11 protein-coding genes are annotated in these 10348 nt (G+C 73.6%); 8 read left to right on the plus strand and 3 right to left on the minus strand.

Features of this window, described 5'->3' with window-relative positions:
- Positions 1-269: 269 nt before the first annotated feature.
- The 5 genes from GTW43_RS20185 to GTW43_RS20205 all read left to right on the plus strand — a co-directional run bounded on the left by GTW43_RS20185 (position 270) and on the right by GTW43_RS20205 (position 4690).
- The gene (locus tag GTW43_RS20185) at positions 270-1280 is read left to right on the plus strand and encodes a PP2C family protein-serine/threonine phosphatase (protein ID WP_237536708.1); all 1011 of its coding nucleotides are present in this window, start codon (positions 270-272) and stop codon (positions 1278-1280) included.
- Between the two features lie 55 nt (positions 1281-1335).
- On the plus strand, positions 1336-1701 hold the full coding sequence (locus GTW43_RS20190; protein WP_161303418.1) for a hypothetical protein: 366 nt from the start codon (positions 1336-1338) through the stop codon (positions 1699-1701).
- A 98-nt stretch (positions 1702-1799) separates the two neighbouring features.
- Positions 1800-3332 carry an FMN-binding glutamate synthase family protein gene (locus tag GTW43_RS20195; protein WP_161303419.1) on the plus strand — a complete coding sequence of 511 codons (1533 nt, stop codon included), beginning with the start codon at positions 1800-1802 and terminating at the stop codon, positions 3330-3332.
- 228 nt (positions 3333-3560) lie between these two features.
- Positions 3561-4028: a GNAT family N-acetyltransferase gene (locus GTW43_RS20200; RefSeq protein WP_161303420.1), complete on the plus strand. Its 468-nt coding sequence runs from the start codon at positions 3561-3563 to the stop codon at positions 4026-4028.
- A 23-nt stretch (positions 4029-4051) separates the two neighbouring features.
- The gene (locus tag GTW43_RS20205) at positions 4052-4690 is read left to right on the plus strand and encodes a DUF3995 domain-containing protein (protein WP_161303421.1); all 639 of its coding nucleotides are present in this window, start codon (positions 4052-4054) and stop codon (positions 4688-4690) included.
- On the opposite strand, the gene GTW43_RS20210 is transcribed toward GTW43_RS20205, so the two are convergent.
- Positions 4662-5282 carry a TetR/AcrR family transcriptional regulator gene (locus GTW43_RS20210; protein ID WP_161303422.1) on the minus strand — a complete coding sequence of 207 codons (621 nt, stop codon included), beginning with the start codon at positions 5280-5282 and terminating at the stop codon, positions 4662-4664. The genes GTW43_RS20205 and GTW43_RS20210 overlap by 29 nt on opposite strands.
- Before the next feature lie 200 nt (positions 5283-5482).
- Between GTW43_RS20210 and pcaC the strand changes: the two genes are divergently transcribed.
- On the plus strand, positions 5483-6766 hold the full coding sequence (pcaC, locus tag GTW43_RS20215) for a 4-carboxymuconolactone decarboxylase (RefSeq protein WP_161303423.1): 1284 nt from the start codon (positions 5483-5485) through the stop codon (positions 6764-6766).
- Positions 6767-6812: 46 nt separating this feature from the next.
- Positions 6813-7448, plus strand: a complete 636-nt coding sequence (locus GTW43_RS20220; protein WP_161303424.1) for an MBL fold metallo-hydrolase — start codon at positions 6813-6815, stop codon at positions 7446-7448.
- Positions 7449-7485: 37 nt separating this feature from the next.
- On the opposite strand, the gene GTW43_RS20225 is transcribed toward GTW43_RS20220, so the two are convergent.
- Positions 7486-8082: a hydrolase gene (locus GTW43_RS20225; protein WP_161303425.1), complete on the minus strand. Its 597-nt coding sequence runs from the start codon at positions 8080-8082 to the stop codon at positions 7486-7488.
- Positions 8083-8193: 111 nt separating this feature from the next.
- On the opposite strand from GTW43_RS20225, the gene GTW43_RS20230 reads away from it, so the two are divergent.
- Complete coding sequence (locus GTW43_RS20230; protein WP_161303426.1) at positions 8194-8973, plus strand: exodeoxyribonuclease III; 780 nt, start codon at positions 8194-8196, stop codon at positions 8971-8973.
- Positions 8974-9030: 57 nt separating this feature from the next.
- On the opposite strand, the gene GTW43_RS20235 is transcribed toward GTW43_RS20230, so the two are convergent.
- Positions 9031-10348 (minus strand): SGNH/GDSL hydrolase family protein (locus GTW43_RS20235; RefSeq protein WP_161303427.1); only part of this gene is annotated, 1318 nt, incomplete at its 5' end.

Raw genomic sequence — 10348 nt, forward strand, 5'->3', positions numbered from 1 at the left:
GCACGAGGAGCGCGCCGCCGCCCTGCGGACGGCCGCGCTGGCGCTGGGCGTCGTGGCCGCCGCCGCGCTCGCCGTCGTGCGGTCCTTCCGCCTCACCGCGCCGCCGTCAGGACAGGGGGAGCCCGATGTCAGCGAGAGATGACCGGCCCGGCCGGTCGCTACCGGGGCGCGACCGGTCCCTACCGGGGCGCGGCCGCCGCGCGGGCGGCGACCGGCTCACCGACCAGATCACCGTCTCGCCCCTGCTGCCCGCGCTGCCGTACGCGGTGATGATCCTCGTGGCGGTCGCGGAGACCACCACCCCGCCGGGCTTCGGGATGCTCTCCCTGCTCGCCCTCGGCCCGGCCTTCGCCGGTCTGGTCGGCACCCGGTGGCGCACCGCCCGGATCGGCGTGATCGCCGCGCTCCTGTGCCCGCTGCTCGCGCTCTACGACGGCCAGCTCGGCCGGCGCCGGGTCTACATCGCCCTGCTGTGCGTCGCCGGGGTCACCGCCGCCGGGCTCGTCGCCGTCGTGCTGCGCGAGCGCAGGGACGCCGAGCTCGCGAGCGTCCGGTCGATCGCCGAGGTGGCCCAGCGGGTGCTGCTGAGACCGGTGCCGCGCGTCGCCGGACCGCTGCGGATCGCCGTCTCGTACACGTCCGCCGTGGCGCGGGCCCGCATCGGCGGCGACCTCTACGAGGTGGTGGCAGGACCGGGCGGCACCCGGGTGATCATCGGCGACGTGCAGGGCAAGGGGCTCGAGGCGGTGGAGACGGCTGCGCTGGTGCTCGCCGCGTTCCGCGAGGCCGCGCACGACGAGCCGGACCTCGACGGGCTGAGCCGGCGGCTGCAGCGGGTCGTCGACCGCGAGCTGCACGGCGAGAAGTTCGTGACCGCGCTGCTGGTCGAGGTGACCGGCGCGGGCCGCGAGGTGACGTTCCTGAACTTCGGGCATCCGGCCCCGATGGTGCTGCGCGGCGACGGCGCGACGCTGTTCCCCGAGCCGCCGCGGTTCGCACTGCCGCTGGGCCTCGGGGTGCACGGCGGGGACGATCCGGAGCCGTACACCGTGGCGTTCGCCCCCGGCGACCAGATCCTGCTCTACACGGACGGGGTCAGCGAGGCCCGCGACGCGGACGGCCGTTTCTACCCGCTGGCCGAGCACACCGAACTGCTCAAGGCCACGGACCCGGAGGCGGCGCTGGAGGACCTGCGCCGCGACCTCGTGCAGCACGCGTCCGGTCCGCTGCACGACGACGCGGCGATGATGCTGCTGCGCCACCGTGACGAGCGGGTGTGACGCGCGGCTCCCGGTCACTATCCTGGCGGGCAGACGGCACAGGGGGAGGCGTCAGGTGAACTGGATCTGGTTGGTGCTCATTCTGTTCTGGACGGGGGGCTTCGCGTGGGCGGCGGACAACGTCCGCACCGCGCTGCGCCACCGCCACGAGCGCAGTCTGCAGCGGATCGAGGCGGCGAAGGAGGAGCGCCTCGCCCTGGAGGCGGCGAACCGGCCGCCCGAGCCGGTGTGCGGCTGCACCCACCATCTCGCCAAGCACGACAAGCAGGGCCGCTGCCACGAGCGCGTGGAGGTCCCGGTCGCCTGGGACGAGAACAAGAAGCCGCTGCGCTTCGAGGCGGACCGGTGCAACTGCCAGCAGTACGTGGGCCCGCAGCCGCTGTCACAGGTCTACGCGGAGGACCTGACCGACCTGGCCTGAGCGGAGGCGGTCCGGACCGGCGCCCCGCGCGTCGCGCCGCGGCGGGCCGCGCCTACTATCGCCGACGACAGTGACGTCAGGGCAGGAGAGGAACGTTCATGCGTGCTCGGAGCATCGGTGCGGCCGCCGCGACAGCGCTGGCGGTGGTGGCTGCCCGGGACCTCGTCCAGAAGAAGCACGCGCTGCTCCGGAACTTCCCGGTGATCGGGCACGCCCGGTACCTCCTGGAGACGATCGGGCCCGAGCTGCGCCAGTACGTCGTGACCTCCAACGAGGAGGAGCGGCCCTTCAGCCGCGACCAGCGGACCTGGATCTACGCCTCCGCCAAGGAGGAGAACAACTACTTCGGCTTCGGCACGGACGTCGACGTCGAGCACGTCCAGGGCAAGGCCTACCTGAAGCAGCGCACCTTCGCGGGCCCGCTGCCCGACCTGCACGACCCGCAGGCCCCGCTGCCCTCCGCGAAGATCCTCGGCGGCCCGCGCGGCCGCGCCGGGGCCTTCCGTCCGGCCAGCGTCGTGAACATCTCCGCGATGAGCTTCGGCTCGCTCTCCGGCGCCGCGATCACCGCCCTCAACAAGGGCGCCGCGCTGGCCGGCACGATGCACAACACCGGGGAGGGCGGCCTCTCCCCGTACCACCGCCAGGGCGGCGACCTGATCCTCCAGATCGGCACGTCGTACTTCGGCTGCCGCAACGACGACGGCACGTTCAACCTGGACAAGCTCAAGAAGGTCGTCGCGGGCGCCCCGGTCAAGGCCCTCGAGATCAAGCTCTCGCAGGGCGCCAAGCCCGGCCTCGGCGGCCTGCTGCCGGGCGCCAAGGTCACGGCGGAGATCGCCGGGATCCGCGGCATCCCGGCCGGGAAGGACTGTGCCTCGCCGTCCCGGCACACCGCGTTCCACGACGTCGACTCGCTGCTCGACTTCGTCGAACTGCTCGCCGCCGAGACCGGTCTGCCCGTCGGCATCAAGAGCGCCGTCGGCGAGACCGACTTCTGGCGCGAGCTAGCGACCCTGATGGCGCGCGGCGACCGCGGCGTCGACTTCATCACCGTGGACGGGGGTGAGGGCGGCACCGGCGCGGCCCCGCTGATCTTCACCGACTCGGTGTCGCTGCCGTTCCGGATGGGCTTCTCGCGGGTCTACAGCACCTTCGCCGAGCGGGGCCTGACCGACGACATCACGTTCATCGGCTCGGGCAAGCTCGGCCTGCCGGAGAACGCCGCCGTCGCCTTCGCGCTCGGCGTCGACATGATCAACGTCGGCCGGGAGGCGATGCTGTCCATCGGCTGCATCCAGGCCCAGAAGTGCCACACCGACAAGTGCCCCACCGGCATCGCCACCCAGGACCCCTGGCTGGTGCGCGGCCTCGACCCGGCGTCGAAGTCCACCCGGGCCGCCGTCTACCTGCGCACCCTGCGCAAGGAACTGCTCAAGGTCTCCTCGGCCGTGGGGGTGGCTCACCCGGGCCTCATCACCGCCGACGACATCGAGATCATGAACGGCGACTACGACGCCCGCACCCTCGCCGGCGTCTACGGCTACAAGGACGGCTGGGGCGAGCTCGGCGCCGGGCTCGCCCGTGACATCACGGCGCTGCTCACCGGCGGCGACGAGCCCCGCGCATAGCCTCCCGCCTTCCTGCCGCCGGCCTCCTGCCTCCTGTCGGCCCCTGCCCCCGGTTCTGTCCCGGGCCGCGGGGGCCGCTGCCGTGGCGCCGCCTCTCTCCGTCCGTCCCACCCCCTGCGGGCACCGGCGCCGGAGAGAGCGAGCTTATTTACATAACGCTTGTTATGTCTTCCGCTACCCTGGTCCTATGACCCCTGAGAACGAGGACACGGCCGCGGACGGTGCGGGATGACGTCCGCCCCCGTCCCGGGCGTACGGACCCGCACGGCCCGCCCGGAGGACTACGACGCGATCGTGCGCGTCGCCGACGCCTGGTGGGGGCGGCCGGTGACGGCCCTCCTGAACCGGCTCTACCTGCACCACTTCTGCGACACCAGCCTGATCGCCGAGACGGAGAGCGGCGAGCTCGCCGGGTTCGTCATCGGCTTCCTGTCCCCGTCGCGGCCGGACGAGGCGTACATCCACTTCACCGGCGTCGCCCCCGGGATGCGGCGCACCGGGCTCGCACGCTCGCTGTACGAGCGGTTCTTCCGGCTCGCCCGCAGCGACGGCCGGTCGGTCGTCCGGGCGGTCACGTCGCCGGACAACGCACGCTCCATCGCCTTCCACGAGGCGCTGGGGTTCACCTGTTCCGCACCGGTGACCGGCTACGACGGCCCCGGCCAGGACCGCGTGGTGCTGTCCCGGCCGCTGTGAGCCACGACGAAGGAGGCAGTCCCTTGACCGCACTCGACGAGCGGCGCTCCGCACGGGGCGTCGCGGACGGACGCCCGGCCGGGCTGTCCCCGCTGACGGCACTCGCCGTGGCGTTCACGCTGCTCTACGCGGGAATTCACGTCTACTGGGCCCTCGGCGGCACCTGGGGCGTCCCCCTGGCGGCGCGGCAGGACCCGGACACGCTCAGGGCCGCCAACTGGGTCGTGACCGTCATCATGCTGATCGGCGCGGCCTGGCTGCTCGCCATGGACCACCGCGTCGCACGCCGGGTCCCGGCCTGGACGGTGCTCGTGCCCGTCTGGGGCGGCGCGGTGATCTGCCTGTCCCACGCGGTGTTCGGCTTCGTGACGAAGGCCCTCTATCTGACGGGGGCGCACGGCGCCGTCGACTTCCCGGAGGCGACGGGCGTCGACGCGGCGACGCTCGCGCGCGACCATCACACGGCGGCGGTGCGGGACCTGTGGCTCTTCGAGCCGTGCTTCCTGGTCCAGGGGGCCCTGCTGGCGCTCGCCGGCCGTGCCTTCGCGCGCACCCCGGCGGGACGCCGCGCGTGGACGCTCTCCCTGCTGGCGGGCGTCGTCGTGATCGACGTCTTCGGCCTGCTGCTGGCGCTCACCGGCCGGCACGTGGCCCTGGGCTGACGCCGGGCCGAGCGGCGAGGCCGGCCAGATGGTCGTCCACGAGCGCGATCTGCCGCGCCGGCGGGAACGCGTCCGGTGCGAACAGGACCTGGACCACGAGTCCCAGGACGAACGCCTGGACGCCGGCCGCGACGCGCTCCGGGTCGCCCGCCGGCAGCTCGCCCAGGTCCTGTGCGGCGGCCACCCGGGCGCGCAGCGCGTCACGGCCGCGCGCGTACTTGCGCGCGTAGGCGGCCGTCAGCTCCGGGTCGGACAGAGCGTGGTCCCAGGAGGACACCCAGATGCGGTTGGTGTCCGTGGCCTCGCCGGTCAGCGGCAGCATGTCGAGCAGGGCGGCCCGCAGGGCGTCGATCCCGGGCTCCGCGGGACGCCGCGGCCGGGCCTCGGTGCGCTCCTCCAGGAGGTCCATGGCGTAGGCCACGAGGGCCTGCTTGGTGCGGAAGTAGTGGGTCAGCAGACCCGTGGTCGCGCCGAGCTGCTCGGCGACGGCGCGCAGGGTGAGCCCGGCGAAGCCGCGGGCGACCATCACCTGCCAGACGGCCGCCGAGACGTCGCGCCGGCGGGCCTCGTGATCTCCCTTGGTGCGTGGCATGACGCCACGTTATATTACCGTAACGCCCGTTGTGCGAATGGGGCGGGCGCGGGCCGCGGACCCGGCGGCGGTGATCACCGAACGGTGGCAGGCCGGGCGAAGTGTCCAGGATCTTCGCCGGTCCGTCACAACCTGGACGGCTTGCGCGGGTCACCGCCCCCGCCGCGTCGGAAAAGGGGAGATGTGAGAACGTGCAGGGCGTGAGTGAGACACCGAAGACCCTGCAGTACCGCTTCGACGGGCCCGAAGACGCCCCCGTCCTGATCCTGGCTCCCTCACTGGGTACCACCTGGCACATGTGGGACCGGCAGATCCCGGAGCTGGTCGAGCAGTGGCGGGTGTTCCGCTTCGATCTCCCCGGGCACGGTGGCGCGCCCGCCCACCCGGCGGGCTCCGTGACGGAGCTCGCCGCCCGGCTGCTCGCCACGCTCGACGAGGCCGGTGTCGACCGGTTCGGCTACGCGGGCTGCTCGCTCGGCGGGGCGATCGGCGCCGAGCTCGCGCTGCGGCACCCGCAGCGCGTCGCGTCGCTGGCGCTGATCGCGGCCTCGCCCCGGTTCGGCACCGCCGACGAGTTCCGCCAGCGCGGCGTCATCGTCCGCAGCAACGGACTCGACCCCATCGCCCGTACGTCCCCCGAGCGCTGGTTCACCACGGGCTTCGCCGCCGCGCAGCCCGCCATCACCGACTGGGCCGTGCAGATGGTCCGCACGACGGACCCGGGCTGCTACATCGCCGCGTGCGAGGCGCTCGCCGCCTTCGACGTGCGCGCCGAGCTCGGCGCGATCGGGGTGCCGACGCTCGTGCTCGTCGGCTCCGAGGACCAGGTCACCGGCCCCGCCGAGGCCCGTACGCTCGTGGCCGGCATACCGGACGCCCGGCTCGCCGTGGTCCCGGGCGCCTCCCACCTGGCCCCGGTCGAGCAGCCCGCGGCCGTCACCGACCTGCTGGTCCGGCACTTCTCCTCCGTGTGGCAGGCCCCGCAGGACACCGGTCGGCACGCGATCCCCGCGCCGCCCGTCAAGCCGGTCCTGAGCGCACCGCCGGCCGGGCCCGTCGCCGAGATCGCCCCGGCCGCGCACCAGCCGGAGGCGGCCGTGCGCCCCGACCGGTACGACACGGGCCTGAAGGTGCGCCGAGAGGTGCTGGGCGACGCGCACGTCGACGACGCGCTCGCCACGGCCGACGACTTCTCCGGCGAGTTCCAGGAGTTCATCACCCGCTACGCGTGGGGCGAGATCTGGGCCCGCCCCGGCCTGGACCGCCGGATGCGCTCGTCGGTGACGCTGACGGCCCTCGTGGCGGGCGGCCACCTGGACGAGATGGTCTTCCACACCCGGGCCGCGCTGCGCAACGGCCTGACCGCGGACGAGATCAGGGAGGTCCTGCTCCAGACGGCCGTGTACTGCGGGGTGCCCGCGGCGAACGCGGCGTTCAAGGTCGCCCAGCGCGTCATCCGCGAGGAGACGACTCCGCAGGAGTAGTCCGCGGTGCGGCGCCCGCGGCCGGTGCAGGCAGCAGGATGGGCCCATGAAGCTCACGAAGATGTCCCACTCCTGCGTCCGGCTCGAGAAGGACGGGCAGGTCCTCGTCATCGACCCCGGCGGGTTCTCCGAGCAGGACGCGGCCGTCGGCGCCGACGCGATCCTCGTGACCCACGAGCATCCCGACCACTTCGACGAGGCACGGCTGCGCGCCGGGATGGAGGCCCGTCCCGGCGCGCAGATCTGGACCCTGAGGTCGGTGGCGGAGCAGCTCGCGTCCGCGTTCCCCGGCCGGGTGCACACGGTCGGGGACGGCGACACCTTCACCGCCGCCGGTTTCGCCGTCCAGGTCCACGGCGAGCTGCACGCGGTCATCCATCCGGACATCCCGCGCGTCACGAACGTCGGCTACCTCGTCGACGACGGCGCGCTCTTCCACCCGGGCGACGCGCTCACCGTCCCCGGCCGTCCGGTCGAGACGCTGATGCTCCCGGTCATGGCGCCCTGGAACAAGATCTCCGAAGTGATCGACTACGTGCGCGAGGTCGAGCCGCAGCGCGCCTACGACATCCACGACGCGCTGCTGACCGATCTGGCGCGGCCGATCTACGACCGGCAGATCGGCGCGCTCGCGGGTGCCGAGCACCTGCGGCTGGCGCCGGGGGGCGCGGTGCGGCTGTGACGGCCGGGGCGCGAGCCGCCCCGGCCGTGTCGCTCGGTCAGGCCAGCAGCCCGAGCACCTCGTCGGTGCTGCCGAGCTCCGCGATGCGCGGGTAGATCTTGCCGAAGGTGTGCTCGTGGGCCGCGGCGTCCGTGTCGGTCGTCGCGTCCTCGACCACCAGCAGGTGGTAGCTGAGCTCGAAGGCCGAGCGCGCCGTGGACTCGACGCCGATCGAGGTCGAGATGCCGCACAGGACGATCTGCGTCACGCCGCGCCGGCGCAGCTGCAGGTCCAGCTCCGTCCCGGTGAAGGCGCCCCAGTGCCGCTTGGTGATCACGATGTCGTCGCCGAGCGGGCCCAGCTCGTCGGGGAACGCGGCGAACGCGGCGGGCGGCGCCTGGGTCAGGCCCGGCGTCGCGGCGCGGCTCACGGGCAGGTCGCCGCCGTCGGGCGACCAGGTGACACGCACGCGCACGACGGGCAGGCCCTTCGCGCGGAACGCGTCGGCGAGCCGCGTCGCGTTCTTCAGGACCGACGCGGAGGGGTGCGGGGCGGTCGGAAGGCCGAGGATGCCCTGCTGGAGGTCGATGAGGACGAGGGCGGGGCGCTCGTCGAGGGAGAGGGGGGACGCGGGGGAGGGGGTGCTGTCGCTCATGATTAGACAGGCTACCTGCATAAAAGAAAAACTTGCAAGGTTGCCTGTCTATCTGGTGCCCGGCTCCGCCGCGCGAGGCCGTTGTCGTACCCGCCCGGTAGGTTGTGGGACATGCGCATCGCCACCTGGAACGTGAACTCGGTCACCGCCCGCCTCCCGCGACTCCTCGCCTGGCTGGAGAGCAGCGGCACGGACGTGCTGTGCATCCAGGAGACCAAGTGCTCGGCGGAGCAGTTCCCCGCGGACGAGCTGCGCGAGCTGGGCTACGAGTCGGCGGTCCACGCGGACGGCAGGTGGAACGGGGTGGCGCTGCTGTCCCGCGTCGGCCTCGAGGACGTCGTCAAGGGCCTGCCCGGCGACCCGGGCTACGACGGCACGCAGGAGCCCCGCGCCGTCTCCGCGACCTGCGGCCCGGTCCGCGTCTGGTCGGTCTACGTGCCGAACGGGCGGGAGGTCGACCACCCGCACTACGCCTACAAGCTCCAGTGGTTCGAGGCGCTGAAGGCGGCCGTCGCCGGCGACGCGGGCGGCTCGCGCCCCTTCGCGGTGATGGGCGACTACAACGTGGCACCGGCCGACGAGGACGTCTGGGACATCTCCGTCTTCGAGGGTGCGACGCACGTGACCCCGGCCGAGCGCGCCGCCCTCACGTCGCTGCGCGAGACCGGCCTGACCGACGTGGTCCCGCGCCCCCTCAAGTACGACCACCCCTTCACCTACTGGGACTACCGCCAGCTCGGCTTCCCGAAGAACCGCGGCATGCGCATCGACCTGGTGTACGGGAACGAGCCGTTCGCCAAGGCGGTGTCCGACGCGTACGTGGACCGGGAGGAGCGCAAGGGCAAGGGCGCGTCCGACCACGCCCCCGTCGTGGTCGACCTGGACGTGTAGCGCGCCCGGCCGCGGCGGGACGCGCGCCCGGCGACGCACCCGCGCGCCCCCGCGGCGTCACAGCATCCCGAGATCCACCGACGCGGCCATCGCCGCCAGCCCCGCATCCCCCGGATGCAGATGATCCCCGCTGTCGAACGCGGCCCGCATCCGCGAGCCGCGCTCCGGATCCCGCACGACTGCGTCGAAGTCGAGCACCCCGTCGAACCCGGACCCGGCCCCCCGCAGGAACCGGTTCACCCGCACCCGCTCCGCGTCCACCGCCCCCGTGCACAGCGCCTCCCCCTCGCACGGGGTGACCGTCGCCCCGATCACCCGCAGCCCCCGCGCGTGCGCCCGCGCCGCGATCTCCCGCAGCCCCGCCACGACCTGCTCCGCGCTCCCGCCCCAGCGCAGGTCGTTGATGCCCTCGAACACGACGACGGTCCGGGCCGACGTCTGCGCGAACGCGTCCCGGTCGAGCCGGTGCAGCGCGCTGACCCCGCCGGTGTCCGCCGACACCCCGTCACCCGGGTACCGGTCGGTGACGACCTTGTTCGCCGAGATCCCCTGGTTCAGCACCCCGTAGCGCGGCCCGTCCTGCCGGGCGAGCAGCCGCCGGGCCAGTTCGTCCGGCCAACGCCGGTTCGCGTCCACGGTCGACTGCACGCCGTCCGTGATCGAGTCGCCGAGCAGCACCACGGACCCCGGCCCGCCGCTCACGTCGACGCCGGTCAGCAGGGGCCAGTACGCGATCGTCGAGGTGTAGGCCGCGCCGCCGCTCTCCGCCGCGTGGTCGCCCGGCTCGCTCACGTAGGAGCGCTGGATCGCCTGGCTGTGCACGGGCGCGGTGCCCACCGGGCCGGGCAGATGGAAGCTGACCAGCAGGTCGGTGCCGGCCGGCACGTCGAAGTCGACCGGGTCGCTGAACGCCTGGGTGCCCGCCGGGATGCGGGTGCCGCCCGCGCCGTGGAAGGTCAGCGGGACCGGCCTGCCCCGCGCCGCGGCCCCCGACTCCCGTACGGCCACCGAGGCGTGGCCGATCCGGACCGGCGCCGACGCGAAGGTGTTGTCGAGCCGGATCCGCACCCGGGGCCCGCCCGTGCTCGTGTGCACGACGAGCCGCACGGTCCGGTCCGCCCACGGGCCGACCGCCGTGTACCCGGCGCTCGACGCCGACCAGGTGCCCGTCCAGCCGTGCGTGGCCCGGCGCACGGAGACGTCGAACACGTGCAGTGCGCCCCCGGTGGCGGGCGTCGCGGTCGGCAGGTCGACCGAGCGGACGGTGCGGTCCGCGCGGACGGGCACCGTCACCACGTACAGCCGGGTCCGGTCGGGGAGTTGACCCTGCGGGGTGTTGCGGTGCGGCAGGGCGAGCGACTTGGTGGCGAGCGGG

The sequence above is a fragment of the Streptomyces sp. SID5785 genome, from assembly GCF_009870065.1.
GTDB lineage: Bacteria > Actinomycetota > Actinomycetes > Streptomycetales > Streptomycetaceae > Streptomyces.

Coding starts and splice junctions, on each gene's coding strand:
- GTW43_RS20200 (WP_161303420.1), top strand. CDS start 3,561: ATGACGTCCGCCCCCGTCCCGGGCGTACGGACCCGCACGGCCCGCCCG.
- GTW43_RS20230 (WP_161303426.1), top strand. CDS start 8,194: ATGCGCATCGCCACCTGGAACGTGAACTCGGTCACCGCCCGCCTCCCG.
- GTW43_RS20210 (WP_161303422.1), bottom strand. CDS start 5,282: ATGCCACGCACCAAGGGAGATCACGAGGCCCGCCGGCGCGACGTCTCG.
- GTW43_RS20225 (WP_161303425.1), bottom strand. CDS start 8,082: ATGAGCGACAGCACCCCCTCCCCCGCGTCCCCCCTCTCCCTCGACGAG.
- GTW43_RS20195 (WP_161303419.1), top strand. CDS start 1,800: ATGCGTGCTCGGAGCATCGGTGCGGCCGCCGCGACAGCGCTGGCGGTG.
- GTW43_RS20185 (WP_237536708.1), top strand. CDS start 270: ATGATCCTCGTGGCGGTCGCGGAGACCACCACCCCGCCGGGCTTCGGG.
- GTW43_RS20220 (WP_161303424.1), top strand. CDS start 6,813: ATGAAGCTCACGAAGATGTCCCACTCCTGCGTCCGGCTCGAGAAGGAC.